Source organism: Lysobacter sp. Root76, assembly GCF_001428685.1.
Lineage (GTDB): Bacteria > Pseudomonadota > Gammaproteobacteria > Xanthomonadales > Xanthomonadaceae > Lysobacter.
Map to the genome: position 1 here is coordinate 56,489 of NZ_LMIK01000001.1, position 18,064 is coordinate 74,552.

Sequence of the window (18,064 nt, forward strand, 5' to 3'; positions counted from 1 at the left end):
GCGGAAGGAGCGGGAGAACCCGCCCCTTCCGATCCGCGATCCCTAATCCCGAATCACGGCTTCTGATCGTCCTTGACCTCGGTGAACTCGGCGTCCACCACGTCCTCGGACTTGGCGCCGCCGCCGGCGTCGGCACCGGGCTGATGCGACTGCACCGCCGCTAACAGCGCCTGCGCGGCCTCTTCCAGGGCCTTGGACTTAGCCTCGATCTGGCCCTTGTCGTCGCCCTTCATCGCGGTTTCGAGTTCGGCGATCGCGCCCTCGGTGCGGCCGATCGCGTCGCCCGGCAGCTTCTCACCGTGCTCCTTGATCGTGCTGCGCGCCATGTGGATCAGGCCGTCAGCCTGGTTGCGGGCCTGCACCAGGTCGTGGAACTTCTGGTCCTCCTCGCGGTTGGCCTCGGCGTCGGCGACCATCTTGGCGATCTCGTCCTCGGACAGGCCCGAGCCCGCCTTGATCTCGACCTTCTGTTCCTTGCCGGTCTTCTTGTCCTTGGCCGACACGTGCAGGATGCCGTTGGCGTCGATGTCGAACGAGACCTCGACCTGCGGCATGCCGCGCGGCGACGGCTCGATGCCGGCCAGATCGAAGCGGGCCAGCGACTTGTTGTAGCGGGCCTGCTCGCGCTCGCCCTGCAGCACGTGCACGGTCACGGCCGACTGGTTGTCCTCGGCGGTGGAGAAGGTCTGCGAGGCCTTGGTCGGGATGGTGGTGTTCTTCTCGATGATCTTGGTGAACACGCCGCCCAGGGTTTCGATGCCCAGGCTCAGCGGGGTCACGTCCAGCAGCAGCACGTCCTTGACGTCGCCGGCCAGCACGCCGCCCTGGATCGCCGCGCCGATGGCGACGGCTTCGTCCGGGTTGACGTCCTTGCGCGGTTCCTTGCCGAAGAACTCGGCCACGGCCTGGCCGACCTTGGGCATGCGGGTCTGGCCGCCGACCAGGATCACTTCGCTGATGTCGGCGCCGCGCAGGCCGGCGTCGTTCAGGGCGATGCGGCAAGGCTCGATGGTCTTCTTGACCAGGTCCTCGACCAGCGACTCCAGCTTGGCGCGGGTCAGCTTGATGTTGAGGTGCTTCGGACCGGAAGCGTCGGCGGTCACGTACGGCAGGTTGACCTCGGTCTGCTGGGCGCTGGACAGCTCGATCTTGGCGCGTTCGGCCGCGTCCTTCAGGCGCTGCAGGGCCAGCGGATCCTTGCGCAGGTCGATGCCCTGGTCCTTCTGGAACTCTTCGACCAAGTAGTCGATGACGCGCTTGTCGAAGTCTTCGCCGCCCAGGAAGGTGTCGCCGTTGGTGGCCAGCACTTCGACCTGCATTTCGCCGTCGACCGAGGCGATCTCGATGATCGACACGTCGAAGGTGCCGCCGCCCAGGTCGTAGACCGCGACCTTGCGGTCGCCGCCCTTCTTGTCCATGCCGTAGGCCAGCGCGGCCGCGGTCGGCTCGTTGATGATGCGCTTGACTTCCAGGCCGGCGATCTTGCCGGCATCCTTGGTCGCCTGGCGCTGGCTGTCGTTGAAGTAGGCCGGCACGGTGATGACCGCCTCGGTGACCGGCTCGCCCAGGTAGGCCTCGGCGGTCTTCTTCATCTTGGCCAGCACTTCGGCCGAGATCTGCTGCGGCGCCATCTTCTTGCCGTCGGCGGTCGCGACCCAGGCGTCGCCGTTGTCGTGCTGGACGATGCCGTAGGGCACCAGGTCCAGGTCCTTCTGCACTTCGGCGTCGGTGAACTTACGGCCGATCAGGCGCTTCACCGCGTAGAAGGTGTTCTTGGGGTTGGTGACGGCCTGGCGCTTGGCCGAGGCGCCGACCAGGACTTCGCCGTCCTTGGTGAAGGCGACGATGGACGGCGTGGTGCGATCGCCCTCCGCGTTCTCGATGACCTTGACGTTGCCGCCTTCCATGATCGCCACGCACGAATTGGTCGTGCCGAGATCGATGCCGATGATCTTGCCCATGATGTTGCTCCCTCTCGAATGCTTTTAGATGGTGCGGCTGCCGTTACGGCGCCGATGTGCGTTATTTGGGGTCCGCCTGCGGGCGGTTCAAGCGCCCTGCCCCGCGCCCTTCATCCGGGCCGGGCCTGCGGCGGGCGCCGCTCAGGCGTCCTGGCTGACCACGACCAGCGCCGGGCGCAACAGACGCTCGTTGAGCAGCCAGCCCTTCTGGTAGACCTGGACCACGTGGTTCGGGGCGACGCCAGGGGCCGGGACCATGCTCATGGCCTGGTGGTGTTCCGGGTTGAAGGCCAGGCCGGTCGGGTCGACCGCGACCAGGCCGTTGTCGGCGGCGACCTTGAGCAGCTGGCGCAGGGTCAGCTCCATGCCTTCGCGCAGCGCGCCGGCATCGCCGCCGGCCGCAGCCAGGCCGGCTTCCAGGCTGTCGATCACCGGCAGCAGCTCGCCGAGCAGGCGCTCGTTGGCGAACTTGCGCGCCATGTCGATGTCGCGCGCCAGGCGCTTGCGTTGGTTGTCGAGTTCGGCGCGCTCGCGCAGCGCGTCCTCGCGAACCTGGGCCAGTTCGGCGCGCAGGGTCTCGGCCTCGTCCGGCGTGGCGGCCGCGGCCGGCTCGTCGAGGTGGAGTTCGGAGTTGGGGTCGGAGTGGTTCATGCTGGGTGGGTCCTGGCGGGTCATCCGCGACTGGGGCAGCTATTGGGGCCGTGCCCGGACCGTTCAAGTGCGCGGGCTGCCGAAGTGCCTCGATCTGCAGCGATCGTGCGGCAACGGCAGCGAGCACCGCTGTTCGGCGACGTTTTTGGGACGATGAACGGCCTCGCCGCCTGAATAGTCAGACCGACGCCGCTATTGGCGGCGGTCAGCGTTGCCGCTCCGACGCCGCTTCGGCACCGCTGCGCCATCGTTTCGCCAGCGCTTCGGTGCCGCTTCCGACTGCTTTGGGGCAGCGGTGGCACAAGCCACGACCGCTCCGACCGGCCTACCGCGCCCGCCCCGGCTTCGACAGCGCCCCCGTGTAGGAGCGGCGTAAGCCGCGATTGCGGAAATCGGAACCCTGCTTCCGATGGCTTCGGGGCACAATCCAAGCGCCGGCGTCCATCGCTTCGGCATCGCGGCTTACGCCGCTCCCACAGGAAGCAGGTGACGCGCGTCGGCATCGCGGCTTACGCCGCTCCTACAGGAAGCTGGCCGCGCGCGTCGGGTCGCGGCCCACACCGCTCACACTTAAGACGCCTGGCGGCGCCGCTCAGCCCTCGGGCTTGAACGCGTCGCCCAGCGCGTCCGCGGCGGCCTGCACCACCGGGATCACCCGCTCGTAGGCCATCCGGGTCGGGCCGATCACGCCCAGCACGCCGAGCACGTGGCCGCCGGCGGTGTACGGCGCGGTCACCAGCGACACGCCTTCCAGCGGCGCCAGGCCGGTTTCCTCGCCGATGAAGATGCGCACGCCGGGCGCATGGATGGTGCGCTCCAGCAGTTGCAGGATCTCGCGCTTGCGGGCGAAGGCCTCGAACAGCTCGCGCAGGCGCTCGACGTCGGACAGTTCCTGCACGCCCATCAGCCGGGTCTGGCCGGCCAGCACCATGTCGTCGTCGCGGTCCGGCGCCAGCGCCTGTTCGGCCAGCTCCACCGACTGCGCCAGCAACGCGGCCATCTCCGACTGCGCGCTGCGCAGCTCGTGCAGCAGGGTCGCGCGGATGTCGGCGACCGGGCGCCCGGCGAAATGGCCGTTGAGGTAGTTGGCGACCCGCTCCAGCTCGCCGGCGTCGTAGGGCCGCTTGGTCTGGATGATGCGGTTCTGCACGTCGTGATCGGCGAACACCAGGATCGCCAGCACCCGTTGCGCATCCAGCGGCACGAAATCGATGCGCCGGAACGCGAACTGCTCGCGCTTGGGCACGCTGACCACGCCGACGAAATGGGTCATCGCCGACAGCAGCTCCGAGGCGCTGCCGAGCAGGGTCTGGGTGCCCGAACCGGCCGGCAGCTCGTTGCGCAGCCGGGCCAGGTCGCCCTCGGGCAGCGGCCGCACCTGCAGCAGGGAATCCACGAACAGGCGATAGCCCTGCGCGGTCGGTATGCGCCCGGCCGAGGTGTGCGGCGCGCTGAGCAGGCCGGCGTCCTCCAGGTCGGACAGGATGTTGCGGATGGTCGCCGCGCTCACGTCCAGGCCGGCATGCCGCGCCAGCGTCTGCGAGCCGACCGGCTCGCCGCTGTGGATGTAGCGCCCGATCAGCGTTCGCAGCAGCTGCCGCGAACGCGGGTCCAGGCTCAGGTCGGAAGGACGGCGGTTCATCGCTGTCGATATAAGCACGCAGGGCGTCCGGCGCAAGCGCCGGTCTCAGCCCTGGAGACTGTTCCGACCCACAGTGGCGGCATCTCCCGCTGGCCCGGTCATCCGCGACCCGGCACAATCGCCGCTCCACAACGCCGACCACGCATGCTCACCCATCTCTCCCTCAAGCATTTCGTCGTGGTCAGCGCGGCCGAGCTCGCGTTCGGTCCCGGCCTGACCGTGATCTCCGGCGAGACCGGCGCCGGCAAGTCGCTGCTGGTCGACGCCCTGGGCCTGATCAGCGGCCTGCGCGCCGACAGCGGCGTGGTCCGCCACGGCGCCGACCGCGCCGAACTGGTCGCCGACTTCTCCCTGGACGACGCCGCGCCGGCCGCGGCCTGGCTGCGCGACAACGAACTCGACGAGGACGACAGCTGCCAGGTCCGGCGCGTGATCCGCGCCGACGGCGGCTCGCGCGCCTGGATCAACGGCCGCCCGGCGACCCTGGGCCAGCTCGCCGACCTGGCCTCGCGCCTGGTCGAGATCCATGGCCAGCACGAACACCAGGCCCTGCTGTCCAAGGCCAGCCAGCTCGCCCTGCTCGACGCCTACGGCCGCAACGACGCCGCCCGCGCCGCGGTCGCCGCCGCCGCCCGCGACTGGAGCGAACTGCTGCGCGAGCGCGACGCCCTGATCGCCAAGGGCGATGTGTCCGAACGCATCGGCTGGCTCGAACACCAGTACGCCGAACTCGAACGCGAAACCCTGGAACCCGACGCGATCGCGCGCCTGTTCGCCGACCACAAGCGCCACGCCCACGCCGCCGGCCTGATCGCCGCCTGCGACGACGCCTTCGCCCGCCTCGGCGGCGACGACGGCCCCTCGCTGTCGCGCACCCTGCAGCAGGTGCGGGTCGAACTGCAGCGCGTGGCCGAGCACGAGCCGCGCCTGCGCGACGTCGACGCCATGCTCGACGCCGCCGCGATCCAGGTCGACGAAGCCCTGGCCCTGCTCGGCCGCGTCCACGAAGACCTCGACCTGGACCCGTCCGCGCTCGACACCCTGGAGCACCGCCTCGGCCGCCTGCACGAACTGGCGCGCAAGCACCGCGTCACCCCCGAACACCTGGCCGCGCACCGCGACGGCATGGCCGCCGAACTCGAACTGCTGCGCGGCGCCGGCGAACGCCTGGCCCGCCTGGACGGCGAGATCGTCGGCGCGCGCGGCGCCTGGCGCGGCAGTGCCGATGCCCTGAGCGCCTCGCGCAAGCGCGCCGCCGAAGCGCTGTCGTCGGCGACCAGCGCCCTGATCGGCGAGCTCGGCATGGGCGGCGGCCGCTTCGAGATCGCTCTGGAAGCGGCCGAAGAAGACCGCCCCGACCCCAACGGCGCCGAGCGCGTCGAATTCCTGGTCGCCGCCAATCCCGGCCAGCCCGCACGCGCCCTGCGCAAGGTCGCCTCCGGCGGCGAACTCTCGCGCGTTTCGCTGGCGATCGAAGTCGCCGCGCTGGGCCTGGACGCGGTCCCGAGCATGGTCTTCGACGAGGTCGACTCCGGCATCGGCGGCGCCGTGGCCGAGATCGTCGGCCAGAAACTGCGCGCCCTCGGCGCCAGCCGTCAGGTCCTGTGCGTGACCCACCTGCCCCAGGTCGCGGCCCAGGGCCACGCCCACTACCGGGTCAGCAAGTCGGCCAGCGAAGGCGTCACCCAGAGCGCCGTGCAGCGCCTGGACGCCAAGCAGCGCGAAGAAGAACTGGCGCGCATGCTCGGCGGCGTGGAACTGACCAAGGAAGTGCGCGCGGCAGCCAAGCGGCTGCTGGCGGATGTGGTCTGAGGTCTGGATACTCGGGACTCGGCGCGATAGCCCCCCCGCGCAACCCGCCGCTCCCTGTAGGAGCGGCGTAAGCCGCGATAACGCCTCCCCGTCGCAGCGCCAGCCCGAGCATCGCGATCGCCGAGACGCTGCCCGCGAACGCACCCACACCCCACAAACGAAAGCCCGCCATCGGCGGGCTTTCATGCCTTGCAGCGCGAGCGATTCGGCTCTTATCCCGAATCGCCAATCCCGGCCTTCAGCGCTTCTTGCGCACGTACAGCACCAGCGAATGCTCTTCGATGTCGTAGCCGTGCTTGGCCGCGATCTTGCGCTGCAGTTCTTCGATCTCGGCGCTTTCGAATTCGATGATCTTGCCGGTCTCGATATCGACCATGTGATCGTGGTGATGGCCGCGGTCGAGTTCGTACACCGACTGACCGGCCTCGAAGTTGTGCTTGAGCACCAGACCGGCGGACTCGAACTGGGTCAGCACGCGGTAGACCGTGGCCAGGCCGATGTCCTCGCCCTTTTCCAGCAGCAGCCGGTAGATGTCCTCGGCGGTCATGTGCCGCGGCTTGGACTGCTCCAGCAGCTCCAGGATCCGCATGCGCGGATGGGTGACCTTGAGCCCGGCGTTGCGCAGGTCCTGCGATTCCATCTGAACGTCCCTCTTCGTGCTCGGCGGCGGTCCGCAGCGGCCAGCCGTGCCGGCGGCGCGGCGGCCACGGCCGGAACGGCGGATGAACGCGCCGCGGCGCGTCCCGGTCCGCCCCTTGTGGATGCGGCCTTCAGTGTATCATCGGCGCGTTATCCGCCCGTCGCAGACATAGGTCCCAGCACACGATGCGCAAGCTCCTGCTCGTTCTCTCGATCGCTCTGGTCACGTCCGGTTGCGGCATCCTCTACAAGCAGCCGATCTACCAGGGCAATCTGCTCGAGAAGAGCGCGATCGACCAGTTGCAGGCCGGCATGACCAAGCAGCAGGTGCAGTTGCTGCTGGGCAGCCCCTCGATCGAAGACCCGTTCCACCACGATCGTTGGGACTACACCGCGACCCAACGCACCGGCCGCCTGGCGCGGACCGAGAAGAAGAACCTGGTCCTGTACTTCGAGAACGACACCCTGACCCGCTGGGACGGCGACTACTTCCCGGAACAGGACGAGCAGATCGCCAAGGCCGCGCCCAAGCAGTTCGGCCGCAACCTGGCCAAGGAAAAGGACAAGAAGCACCGCCGCTGAGGCCGCGCTCCCTTTCCCGCCTGAGCCCTACCCGGCGTGCGCGACCTGGATACGGCGCGCCGCCGCTCCGAAACGACCCTCAGCCCGACGAACCGCCCTTGAGCGGCCCGCGCGCCTGCGCGCGGCGCCGGCGTGCGTCCTTCGGGTCGGCCAGCAATGGCCGCAGCAGTTCGACCCGGTCGCCGTCGTGCAGGGCCGCGTCGGGTTCCGCGCGCACCCCGTACACCGCATAGGCGACCGTTTCCGGGTCCTGCTCCCAGCCGGCCGCCGCCAGGGCGTCGCGCAGCCGCGCGCCCTCGGGCAGGTCCAGCTCGCGCGATTCGAACCGCCGCGGCCAGGCCCGGACCAGCTCGATCCTCACGCCTCGTCCCCGCGGTCGGCCACCCGCACGAAGTCGTCGACCATGCGGTCGGCCAGGCTCTGGAAGCCCAGCGCCATCGCCGGGCCCAGCAGCTTCACCGCCGGCTCGAACTCCAGGGTCAGGGTGACCTTGCAGGCCGACTCGTCCAGGGCGTGGAACTCCCAGCGCCCGCCGAGCTGACGGAACGGGCCGTCGACCAGCTTGAGCTCGATATGGTGCGGCGGCGACAGGCTGTTGCGGGTGGTGAACCAAGTGCGCAACGCGCCCAGGCCCAGGTCCAGCCGCGCCACCATATGGCTGTCGCTGGCCTCCAGGACTTGCGCGTTTTCGCACCAGTCGAAGCGTTGCGGATAGGCGGCGACGTCGTTGACCAGCGCGAACATGCGCGCGGCGGAGTGTTCGACCAGGGCGGAGCGGCGGATGGTTGGCATGGGATGTTCGCTAGTGGCCCCGCAATCGGGGACAATGGCGCGATGTCCAAGAATGCAAACAACAAGGCCGGCAAGGATAAAGGAAAGGGCGCCGCCGGCGGCACCATCGCGCTGAACAAGCGCTCGCGCCACGACTACCACCTCGAGGAACGCTTCGAGGCGGGCCTGGCCCTGCAAGGCTGGGAGCTCAAGTCGATCCGGGCCGGCCGCGCCAACATCACCGAAGCCTACGCGGTCATCCGCGAGGGCGAGATGTTCCTGCACGGCGCCCAGATGACCCCGCTGATCTCGGCCTCGACCCACGTCGTGGCCGAAGAGCGGCGCACCCGCAAGCTGCTGCTGCACCGGCGCGAGATCGACAACCTGATCGGCCGGATCCAGCGCGACGGCTATACCGTGGTGCCCACCGCGCTGTATTGGAAGGGCAACAAGGTCAAGGTCGAATTCGCCCTGGCCAAGGGCAAGCAGAGCCACGACAAGCGCGAGGCCAGCAAGGAAAAGGATTGGGCGCGCGAGAAGCAGCGCGCGATGCGGCGGCACAACCGCGACGCTTGAGGCGGGTGGCCGCGCGGCGGTCTGGAGACGGGATTCGCCGGCCCCTTTTTCTCGAAGAGTGAGGATGGCGCGCAGGCCGGCCTGTTGCCGTTGCCGTTGCCGTTGCCGTTGCCGTTGCCGTTGCATTGAAATCCATTGCACCGCACTCGCCCAACCCCACCCAGACCCGAAGGGCGGCGCGCAGGACGCGCGCCGTTTTTCGAGGAACAGGATGTTCCTTCGAAAAATCTCCGCGCCACCAACGAACTCGCACGGGAGGGTTGTCTAGGCAGGCCCTTCTCTTTGGTTACTTTCTCTTGGGCCAGCAAGAGAAAGTGACCCGCATGCGCAGCAGGCGGAAGCCTTTGACTTAAGTAACGAAACCAACGCAGCAAACGGAATTCGCAATCGCGGCTTACGCCGCTCCCACAGAAAGCAGAAAGCGAAGCCGATCCGCATCGAAACTCAAGCAGCAGCCGAAGGTCGCGGTCGCGGCTCACGCCGCTCCTACCCCAAGGCGGGTGGCAAGAGAAAGTGACTCGCACGCGCAGCGGGCGGAAGCCTTTGACTAAAGAATCGATGCCTCAGCCGAACTTCGGAGTTCGCGATCGCGGCTTACGCCGCTCCCACAGAAAGCGACGTCAATCCGAATCGAAGCCAGCGCGGTAGCCGAAGGTCGCGGTCGCGGCTCACGCCGCTCCTACCCCAAGGCGAATAGCAAGAGAAAGTGACTCGCATGCGCAGCAGGCGGAAGCTGTTGCTTAAGAACGAAACCGACGAAGTAGCTGGGATTCGCGATCGCGGCTTACGCCGCTCCCACAGAAGGCAGAAAGGGGAAGGCGGACCCGGAGCGAAACCCGCCGGCCAGCGCAGAGCGGCAGCGCCGCCCTACTCCCCGGGCAAGGTAAACGTAAACGTCGCCCCCTTCCCCTCCACACCCTCGGCCCGAATCGTCCCCCCATGCCGCTCGACGATGCGCTTGACCGAGGCCAGACCGATCCCATGGCCCGGGAAATCGCTGTCGCTGTGCAGCCGCTGAAACGGCCGGAACAGCTTGCCCACGTACTCCTGGGCGAAGCCGGCGCCGTTGTCGCGCACATAGAACTCGGGCATGCCCTGGGCGTTGTTCTGCGCCGCGAACTCGATCCGCGCGGCCGGGTTGCCGCGGGTGAACTTCCAGGCGTTGCCGAGCAGGTTCGCCAGCAGGTTGCGCAGCAGCGCGGCGTCGCCAACCACCTCCAGCCCGGGCGCGATCGCGACTTCGATATTGCGTTGCGGATCGCTCGTGCGCAGCTCCTCGACGACCTCGCCGGCCATCCGGCTCAGGTCGACGCGGTCCAGCTTGAGTTCGCTGCGCGCCAGCCGCGACATGTGCAGCAGCGCGTCGATCAGCTCGCCCATGCGGCCGGCGGCCTTGCGCACCCGGCTCAGATAATCGCGTCCGGGCTCGTCGAGCTGGGCCGCATGCTTTTCGATCAGCACCCGGCTGAAGCCCTCGATCGCGCGCAGCGGCGCGCGCAGGTCGTGCGAGACGCTGTAGGCGAACGCCTCCAGCTCCTGGTTGGCCTGGCTGAGCTCGCGCGTGCGCAGCGCCACCCGCGCCTCCAGCGTGCGGTTGAGCGCATGCACGCGTGCCTCCGCGCGTAGGCGCTCGGTCACGTCCTCGACCTGGACCAGGCCGCTGATGTCCTGCCCGACGTTGCCCGGCACCGGCGAATAGGTCAGCTGGACCTGGCGCACCAGCCCGTCCTCGCGGTGCAGGCGCCGGGTCGCGCGGTGCACGCCGTCGGTGTCGGTGCGGCCGTTGGCCTTGCCGACCATCTCGTGGTCCTCGTTCTCGAACAGGCCGTCGAAGCGCATGCCGCGCAGCGCGGCCTCGTTCCTTCCGACGATCGCTATGAGCGACGGGTTGGCCTCGACGATACGGCCCTCGCTGTCCAGCAACGCCTTGCCGATCGCCGAATAGCGCATCGCGCTGCGAAAACGCGTCTCGCTGCGGCGGTAATCCTCGGTCATGCGCAGGGCGATCTTGCGCGCCCGCGCCTCGGTGCGGGCCAGGGTCAGCGCCACCGCGTACAGCAGCAGCGAAGCGAACAAGCCCAACGCCAGCATGTTCTGCAGGCTGGCCAGGCGCGGCGCGGCCTGTGCCTGCGGCGTGGATTCGAAGTCGATGCGCCAGCGCCGGCCGTACACCTCCAGCGTGGTCGAATGATGGAAGGCCGAGCTTTCCGCGCTGGCCTCGCCGGGGCTGGCGTACAGCAAGCTGGCCGCGCCCTGGCCGACGTCGTAGACGCGGAAGCGTGCGTCCTTGAACGCCGTGCCCATCGAGGTCTCGACGAAACGCTGCACCCGGAACGGCACGTAAACCCAGCCCTGCATCGAGCTGCGGCGCGCGTCCAGACTCTGCGGGCGGTCGCCGCCACGGTAGACCGGCAGGTACAGGACCAGGCCGACCTTGTGTTCGCTGCCGTCCTGGATCAGCTGCACCGGCCCGGTCAGCTGCGGCTGACCGGTCTCCAAGGCGGCCAGCATGGCCGCGGCGCGGGTCGGCTCGGAGTACATGTCGTAGCCGATCGCGGCGATGTTGGCCGCGGTCTTGGGCTCCAGGTACAGGATCGGGCCGTAGTCGCGGCGCACGCCGCGCGGCCGCACTTCCAGCATGCCGTAGCCGGACTCGCGCCATTCGGTCTGCAGGTCCGGCAGGCGCGAGCTGCGCACGTAGCCGCCGAAGCCCAGGCCCAGCATCGCCGGGAAACGCCGGCCCAGATTCATGCCCTCGACGTAGGCCCGCCACTGCTGCGGGGTCGGCCGCGACACCGAGGCGAACAGCGAGACGCCGCCTCCGGCCACCAATTCGTAGTAGATCAGGCGCTGCCGCATCAGGTCGGTCACGACCTCGGTCCGGGTCTGAAACTCGGACTCGGCCGAACGCAATTCGCGGTCGCGGGCGACGGTCCAGGTCGCGAACACCAGGATCAGCGCGCCGATGAACACCAGCAGCGCGAGCAGGTAGCTGCGACGCGGCACCAGGCCGGAGAGTTGGGCGGCGGCGGAATCGTCCAGGTCGGCTGCGCTCATCGCAGGAGCATACAAGCCGCGCACGGGCCCGGGCACCTGTCCTGCGCCGGACAGCGGCTCAGCGCGGGTCCGGCGGCGGCCGTGCGGCCTCGCGCCGCAGGCTCTCCAGCAGCAGCGCATTCACGCATTCCAGGTGCTCGCCGGCGATGCGGCGGCATAGCCGCGCCCAGCGGCGTTGCTCGCCGGCGCTACGGCCGGCGCGCTCCAACTGGGCGGCGTGGGCCTCAATCTCGCGGGCCAGGTGCAGCAGCACGTCGCCGTTGCGGCTCTCGCGCTCGGCCAGGCCCGGGCGATCGCGCCAGCGCCGCGTCCACACGGCCAGGGCGAAAGCGGCGGCCGCGACCAGCAGGACCAGCGCGGCGGCCAGACCGGCCGTCGTGGCCGAGACGTCGAATGCCTGCAAGCGCAGCGACGGTGCGGATTCGGCGGCGACCAGCGCGACCAGCGTGGTGGTGTCGGCTTTCTCGCGTTGCGGCGTCGCGGCCTGCGGCGTCGCGGCCTCAAGCATCTCGGCCTCAGACGTGGCGCCCCTGCCCTCCGGCATCAGCCGCGCCTCGTCCGCCGCGGCAACGCCAACAGCTCGACCGCGCTGACCCGCCCGCCGCTGGCCTCGGCCATGCGCAACGCCCGATTGCGCGTGGAAACGAAACCTCTAATGCGCATTTGACGCAGCATTTCTGTGGACACACCGGCGGCTTTGGCCGCCAATCCCACGGTCGCGAAGCAGGCGACGTAACGCAGGATCGGGTTTTCGCGGGATTTTCCGCTTTGCGCCAATGCAGGCGCCGGCTCGCGAGTGGTTCCGGTCACGACATCCCTATCGTCGTTTACGCGTTGAAAAATTTACCACCGTAAATTGCTAAATACAACACTCTAAAAGTGTGATTCGTTTCCACAAGGTGCGCAACAATAAGTTGCGCTCTCCCGCGCAAGAACGAGTGGACGCCCCGGTGAAGGACAACCGATTCAGCCTGGCAGGATGCACAGGCGGTACCGCATGAGCAGCACACCCCACGACGAATTCGCCCGCCGCCTGCACCAGGCGCTGGACTTCTCCGGCTTCGCCAAAGGCCGCGCCCGCACCGGCGCGCTCGCGTCGTACTACGGCGTCAGCCGCGAAACCGCGCGCAAATGGCTGATCGGCCTGGCCCTGCCGGAACTCGAGCGCATGCTGTCGATCGCCGTGCAGCAGCACGTGAGCTTCGAATGGCTGGCCACCGGCCGCGGCACCATCGAAGGCAAATCGCTGTCGGTGCGCGACCAGACCGCCAAGTACAGCGACCCCGACGAGCTGCGCCTGATGGGCCTGATGCGCAAGCTGTCGCGCAAGAAACGGCGCGCGCTGATCGAATTGCTGGACGGTCATTGAGCGCCGGCGACGCGTCCGGCGTCGCCCTCTCCCGCTTGCGGCTGGCGCCCGGATGCGCCGGTTTCAGCCTGCGCCCCGGCCGTCGCACACGGTGAGATAGCGACCGCGAAGGGGCTCGCCGCCGCACTCCAATCGGACAGGTATCGACACCGCGGTTCCGCGTAGTCGCCGCGCCTGGCTGCCAGCGGTGCGCAGGGACGGAACCGGCCCGGCCGCGCGATGCGGCCAGGTTCTTTCGTCTGCGGGCAAGCGCGGCGGCGGCCGCGAGCGGCTACGGCAGGCTGAACTTGCGGGTGGAGCGCAGCGGCCAGACCGAGGTGAAGCGCGCACCGCCGACCAGGCGGAACGCGGCCGAGACTCCGTTCACCACGCCCAGGCGTTCCAGCACGTCGCGGACGCGCCGGAAGGTGGGCTTGGGATCGGCCGTCACCATGAACAGATTGATCTCTTTCGCGCTGACGTCGTACCCCTCGAGTACTACGGCATCGCCCAGCACCGCTTTCAGCTCGCTTTCGATGGTCGCGAGGAAGGCTTCGTCCGCCAGGGACTTGCGCCAGAATTTGATGACGAGTTGGTAATCCATCTCGCGATTGTAAGCCTTGCTAGCGCTCCGGCGGACGAGGCGATGCCGTCCTCATTCAGTCGCTCCATCGGCCGGGCCGTGGACTTTGGGATGCGAGGAACGACGCCGGAACCGTCGTGTGAGCCATTCACCCAGGTCGTCGACCACCGTGAACGCAGCCGGGATCACGAGCAGGCTCAGCAGCGTGGAGGTGATCAGTCCGCCGATCACCGCGATCGCCATCGGCGCGCGGAAGCTCGAATCGCCGGCGAAACCCAGCGCGATCGGCATCATGCCCGCGCCCATGGCCAGGGTGGTCATGATGATCGGCTGGGCGCGCTTGCGGCAGGCGTCGATCAGGGCGTCGTGCTGGCTGAGCCCGTGTTCGTCCTCGGCGATCACCGCGTAGTCCACCAGCAGGATCGAATTCTTGGTGGCGATGCCGATCAGCATCAGCAGGCCGATCAGCGCCGGCAGCGACAGCATGTTCTGGGTCAGCAGCAAGGCGCCGAACGCACCGCCGGCGCACAGCGGCACCGCGGTCAGGATCGTCAGCGGCATCAGCGCATGGTTGAACAGCAGCAACAGCACCATGTAGATGCAGATCACGCCCGCCGCCATCGCCAGCAGGAAGCCGACGAACAGTTCGACGAAGACCTCGGCGTCGCCGGTGTTGAGGAAACTCACGCCGGCCGGCAACTGCTGCACGCTGGGCAGCTTCTGTACGGTCTCCATGACGTCGCCCAGCGGACGGCCGTTGAGTTCGGCGGTCAGGGTGACGTTGCGCTGGCGCTGGTAGCGCGAGATCAGCGAGGGGCCGCTGCCCGTTCGGATCTCGGCCACGGCGGCCAGCGGCACCGGGCCGTAGCGGCCGGGCACGCGCAACTGGCCGATCAGCGCCTGGTTCGACAGCGTCGATTCGGCGAAGCCGACCCGGATCGGGACTTGCCGGTCCGGCAGATTGAGCTTGGCCAGGCGTTGCTCGTAGTCGCCGGAGGTGGCGATGCGCGCCGCCTCGGCGATATCGGCGGTGGCTACGCCCAGGTCGGCCGCGCGCGCCGGGTCGGGCACGATCTGGATTTCAGGGCGCAACAGCGAGGCCGAAGACGTGACGCTGCCCAGGCCGGGAATGCCGCGCAGATCGCGTTCCAAGGCGATGGACGCTTCCTGCAGCCGCTGCGGATCGTCGCCGGACAGCACCAGTTGCAGCTGGTTGCCGGGTTCGGAACTGACATAGCTCACCCGCACCCCGGCCAGGTTGGCCAGGCGGGCGCGCGCCTCGCGTTCCAGTTCGCGCTGATCGCGCTTGCGATCGTCGGCCACGCCCCAGTCCAGCACCAAGGTGGCCTTGCGCGACTCGCCGATGCCGGTGGCCGAGGGATCGCCCAGGTCCAGCACGCTGCCGATCGCGGTGTAGACCTGCTTGAGCTCCGGGATGTCCTTGAGCAGGCCGCGCGCCTGCTCGGCCATGGCCACGGTTTCCTGCAGGCGCGTGCCGGGAGGCAGCTCCAGCGTCAGGTTGCTGCGGCCCAGATCGGATTGCGGGATGAAGGTCGCCGGGATCAACGGCACCAGCGCCAGGGACGCGAAGAACAGCGCGGTGGCGATCCACAAGGTGCGCGCGCGATGGCGCAGCGCCGCGTCCACCCAGCCCAGGTACCAGCGCATCAGTCTGGAGTCGCCCTTCTCCTCGCCGTGCGGCTTGAGCAGGTAGGCGGCCATCATCGGCGTCAGCAGGCGCGCGACCAGCAGCGAGAACAGCACCGCGGTCGCCGCCGTCCAGCCGAACTCGCGGAAGAACTTGCCGGCGATGCCGGGCATGAACGCCACCGGGACGAACACCGCCGCCAGGGTCAGCGAGGTCGCGATCACCGCATTGCCGATCTCGCCCGCGGCTTCGCGCGCCGCCTCGATCGGCGGCTTGCCCATGCGCAGGTGGCGCACGATGTTCTCGATCTCGACGATCGCGTCGTCGACCAGGATGCCCACCACCACCGACAGCGCCAGCAAGGTGATGATGTTGAGGGTGAAGCCGAAAAAGTACATCACCGCGAAGGTCGGGATGATCGACAAAGGCAGCGCCAGCGCCGACACCCAGGTCGCGCGCCAGTCGCGCAGGAACAGCCACACCACCAGCAGCGCCAGCAAGGCGCCCTCCCAGAGCATGGTCATCGACGAATCGTAGGAACGATGGGTTTCGTCGATGGCGGTCGTGACCAGGCGGAAATCGACGTCGGGATGGGCCTGCTTTAAGGCGGCCAGGGCCTTGTGCACGCCCTCCTCCACCTTGACCTCGCTGGAGCCGCGGGTGCGCGACATCGAAAAGGCGACCACGTCGCGGCCGTCCAGCAGCGCCGCTTCGGTGGGATCGGCCGCGGCGTCGGTGATCTTGGCCAGCGCCGACAGCCGCACCGCGCGCCCGTCCGGCAGACTGATCGAATAATCGCGCAGGGACTGCGCATCGGCGACCGTGCCGAGGGTGCGAATGGTCTGCTGCGCGCCATCGAGCTCGGCCTTGCCGCCGGCGCGCTCGACCTGGATCAGCGCCAGCTGCCGCGACACGTCGCCAGCGGTGACGCCGAAGGCCTGCAAGGCGTTCGGGTCCAGATCCACGCGCACCTGGCGCTGCACGCCGCCGACGCGGGTGACCCGGGCCACGCCGGTCACGCCGTACATCGCGCGCGCGACTTCGCGGTCGACGAACCAGCTCGCCTCATCCGCGCTCATCTTCGGCGCGACCAGCGCATAGGTCATCAGCGAGCCGCCGATGTCGACCTTGGAGATCACCGGCTCCTGGATGTCCTGCGGCAGGTCGGTGCGGATGCGGGTGACCGCGTCGCGGGTGTCGTCCAGCGCGGTGGCCAGGTCGGTTTCCAGCTGGAACTCGATGTTGGTGGTGCTGACGCCTTCGCTGACCGTCGACATCACCCGCTTGACGTTGGTGACGGTCGCGACCGAGTCCTCGACCTTGCGCGTGACCTCGGCCTCAAGCTGGCTCGGCGAAGCGCCGGGCTGGGTCACCGTGACCGTGGTCATCGGGAACGCGACATCGGGGAAGCGAGCCACCGGCAGCTTGTAGAAGCCCCACAGCCCGGCGACGCACAACACGAAGAACACCATCAGCGCCGGCAGCGGCCGGCTGATCGCCCAGGAGGAGAAATTCATCGGCCGCCCGCCCCCGCCGCCGCGGCCGACACCACGCGCACGCGGTCGCCGTCGCCCAGGAAGCCCGCGCCCTTGGCGACCACTTGGTCGCCCGGCTTCAAGCCTTCGATCACCTCGACCAGGCCTTGAGCGGTCTGTCCGGTGCGCACGCGCAGGCGCTGCACGACTTGCCGGTCCTTCATCGTGAAGACGTAGCTATGGCCGTCGCGCTGCACCACCGCGGCGCTGGGCACCATCAGGGCGCGGCCGCTACCGGTGACGATGCGGCCTTCGACATAGACGCCCGGCTTGAGCGGGCCGGGCTGCGGAAGATCGACGTAGACCGTGCCGGTGCGCGTCTGCGCATCGACGCCGGGAGTGACCGCGCGGATGCGGCCGGCGATGCGGCTGCCGGCGTAAGGCAGTTCGACCGTATTGCCCACGGCGACTCCGGCCAGCTGGTCTTCCGGCAGTTCGGCGCGCCATTCCAGGCGGCCGTCGCGGATCAGGCGCAGCAGTTCGCTGCCCGCGGCCACGACCTGGCCCGGTTGCACCAGCCGCTTGGAAATCACGCCGTCGGCGGGCGCGCGCAGTTCGGCGAAATCGCGGCGCAGTTGGGCCGCGTCGCGCCCGGCACGCGCCGTGGCCAGTTGCGCCTCGGCCTGCACCCGGGTGGCGCGCAGCTCGTCGAGGTTGCCGGCGCTGATCAGCTGCTCGGCCGCCAACTTCGCCCCGCGCTCGTAGCTGACCTTGGCCAGGTCCAGACTGGCCTGCGCCTGCCGCATCGAGGCCTCGGCCTGCGCCAGTTCGCTGTCCAGGGTGCGGTGATCCAGCTCCAGCAGCACCTGGCCCTTGCTCACCGTTTGGCCCACATCGACCTTGAGCGCGGTCACCCGCTGGCCGCTGAGCTCCACGCCCAACTGCATTTCCTCGTAGGCCGACACCGGGCCGGAGACGAGCACGCTGCGCGCCAAGGCTTGCGGCTGCGCGGTCACCAAGGTCACCGTCAGCGCCGACGCGGCTTCGGCTTTCTTTTCTTCCCCGCCGCCGCTGGCGCCGCAGGCCGACAGCAAGACCCCAGCGATCGCCAAGGAAGACCAACGTAGAAGGCCTGCACGCATGACACGCATAAATAGTCCATTAGATAGAGGTGAGATGTTGGGCTGACAGGTGCGGACCGGAGGGCGCGCTGGCCGGGCGGACCGAAGCAGGATTGGGGTAAGAAATGTCGTTTTCATCGGGCGGCCGCGTTGGCGCCAGCAATCCTTAAGCGCCGGCAGGCCCTGAGGCATCGGCAT

At 68.8% G+C, this 18,064-nt stretch carries 16 protein-coding genes; 4 read left to right on the top strand and 12 right to left on the bottom strand.

Going from position 1 to position 18,064, the window contains the following annotated elements; all coding sequences use genetic code 11:
• Positions 1 to 53 precede the first annotated feature (53 nt).
• From dnaK to hrcA, 3 genes are all read right to left on the bottom strand, one after another.
• Entirely contained in the window at positions 54 to 1,961 is a 1,908-nt protein-coding gene (gene dnaK / locus ASE10_RS00200; protein ID WP_056305473.1) for a molecular chaperone DnaK, read from the bottom strand.
• 141 nt (positions 1,962 to 2,102) lie between these two features.
• The gene (gene grpE / locus ASE10_RS00205; protein ID WP_055901674.1) at positions 2,103 to 2,612 is read right to left on the bottom strand and encodes a nucleotide exchange factor GrpE; all 510 of its coding nucleotides are present in this window, start codon (positions 2,610 to 2,612) and stop codon (positions 2,103 to 2,105) included.
• A gap of 592 nt (positions 2,613 to 3,204) precedes the next feature.
• On the bottom strand, positions 3,205 to 4,254 hold the full coding sequence (hrcA, locus tag ASE10_RS00210; RefSeq protein ID WP_056102829.1) for a heat-inducible transcriptional repressor HrcA: 1,050 nt from the start codon (positions 4,252 to 4,254) through the stop codon (positions 3,205 to 3,207).
• A gap of 144 nt (positions 4,255 to 4,398) precedes the next feature.
• Here hrcA and recN point away from each other — a divergent pair, with 144 nt between their 5' ends.
• Entirely contained in the window at positions 4,399 to 6,066 is a 1,668-nt protein-coding gene (gene recN / locus ASE10_RS00215) for a DNA repair protein RecN (RefSeq protein WP_056305475.1), read from the top strand.
• 238 nt (positions 6,067 to 6,304) lie between these two features.
• On the opposite strand, the gene fur is transcribed toward recN, so the two are convergent.
• Entirely contained in the window at positions 6,305 to 6,706 is a 402-nt protein-coding gene (gene fur / locus ASE10_RS00220) for a ferric iron uptake transcriptional regulator (protein ID WP_055901683.1), read from the bottom strand.
• Positions 6,707 to 6,891: 185 nt separating this feature from the next.
• Here fur and bamE point away from each other — a divergent pair, with 185 nt between their 5' ends.
• Positions 6,892 to 7,287: an outer membrane protein assembly factor BamE gene (bamE, locus tag ASE10_RS00225; RefSeq protein ID WP_056305477.1), complete on the top strand. Its 396-nt coding sequence runs from the start codon at positions 6,892 to 6,894 to the stop codon at positions 7,285 to 7,287.
• Between the two features lie 79 nt (positions 7,288 to 7,366).
• Here bamE and ASE10_RS00230 read toward each other — a convergent pair whose 3' ends face one another.
• Positions 7,367 to 7,648: an RnfH family protein gene (locus tag ASE10_RS00230; RefSeq protein WP_055901689.1), complete on the bottom strand. Its 282-nt coding sequence runs from the start codon at positions 7,646 to 7,648 to the stop codon at positions 7,367 to 7,369.
• The gene (locus ASE10_RS00235) at positions 7,645 to 8,079 is read right to left on the bottom strand and encodes a type II toxin-antitoxin system RatA family toxin (RefSeq protein WP_055901691.1); all 435 of its coding nucleotides are present in this window, start codon (positions 8,077 to 8,079) and stop codon (positions 7,645 to 7,647) included. Before ASE10_RS00235 ends, ASE10_RS00230 begins: the two co-directional genes overlap by 4 nt.
• Positions 8,080 to 8,121: 42 nt before the next feature.
• Between ASE10_RS00235 and smpB the strand changes: the two genes are divergently transcribed.
• The gene (gene smpB / locus ASE10_RS00240; RefSeq protein ID WP_056305479.1) at positions 8,122 to 8,634 is read left to right on the top strand and encodes an SsrA-binding protein SmpB; all 513 of its coding nucleotides are present in this window, start codon (positions 8,122 to 8,124) and stop codon (positions 8,632 to 8,634) included.
• 867 nt (positions 8,635 to 9,501) lie between these two features.
• Here smpB and ASE10_RS00245 read toward each other — a convergent pair.
• The 3 genes from ASE10_RS00245 to ASE10_RS19855 are packed head-to-tail and all read right to left on the bottom strand — an operon-like array spanning position 9,502 to position 12,468.
• Complete coding sequence (locus ASE10_RS00245; protein ID WP_056305481.1) at positions 9,502 to 11,691, bottom strand: CHASE domain-containing protein; 2,190 nt, start codon at positions 11,689 to 11,691, stop codon at positions 9,502 to 9,504.
• Between the two features lie 58 nt (positions 11,692 to 11,749).
• Positions 11,750 to 12,199 carry a hypothetical protein gene (locus tag ASE10_RS00250; RefSeq protein WP_056305484.1) on the bottom strand — a complete coding sequence of 150 codons (450 nt, stop codon included), beginning with the start codon at positions 12,197 to 12,199 and terminating at the stop codon, positions 11,750 to 11,752.
• A gap of 35 nt (positions 12,200 to 12,234) precedes the next feature.
• Complete coding sequence (locus ASE10_RS19855; RefSeq protein ID WP_157480944.1) at positions 12,235 to 12,468, bottom strand: hypothetical protein; 234 nt, start codon at positions 12,466 to 12,468, stop codon at positions 12,235 to 12,237.
• 220 nt (positions 12,469 to 12,688) lie between these two features.
• On the opposite strand from ASE10_RS19855, the gene ASE10_RS00255 reads away from it, so the two are divergent.
• Complete coding sequence (locus ASE10_RS00255) at positions 12,689 to 13,060, top strand: helix-turn-helix domain-containing protein (protein WP_055901703.1); 372 nt, start codon at positions 12,689 to 12,691, stop codon at positions 13,058 to 13,060.
• 271 nt (positions 13,061 to 13,331) lie between these two features.
• Here ASE10_RS00255 and ASE10_RS00260 read toward each other — a convergent pair whose 3' ends face one another.
• Genes ASE10_RS00260 through ASE10_RS00270 form a run of 3 tightly spaced genes read right to left on the bottom strand, consistent with a single transcriptional unit; the run spans position 13,332 to position 17,857 of the window.
• Positions 13,332 to 13,643, bottom strand: coding sequence for a hypothetical protein (locus ASE10_RS00260; RefSeq protein ID WP_055901708.1), 312 nt, complete (start codon positions 13,641 to 13,643; stop codon positions 13,332 to 13,334).
• A 51-nt stretch (positions 13,644 to 13,694) separates the two neighbouring features.
• Complete coding sequence (locus ASE10_RS00265) at positions 13,695 to 16,787, bottom strand: efflux RND transporter permease subunit (RefSeq protein WP_056305486.1); 3,093 nt, start codon at positions 16,785 to 16,787, stop codon at positions 13,695 to 13,697.
• Positions 16,784 to 17,857, bottom strand: coding sequence for an efflux RND transporter periplasmic adaptor subunit (locus ASE10_RS00270; RefSeq protein ID WP_235565793.1), 1,074 nt, complete (start codon positions 17,855 to 17,857; stop codon positions 16,784 to 16,786). Before ASE10_RS00270 ends, ASE10_RS00265 begins: the two co-directional genes overlap by 4 nt.
• Positions 17,858 to 18,064: the final 207 nt, after the last annotated feature.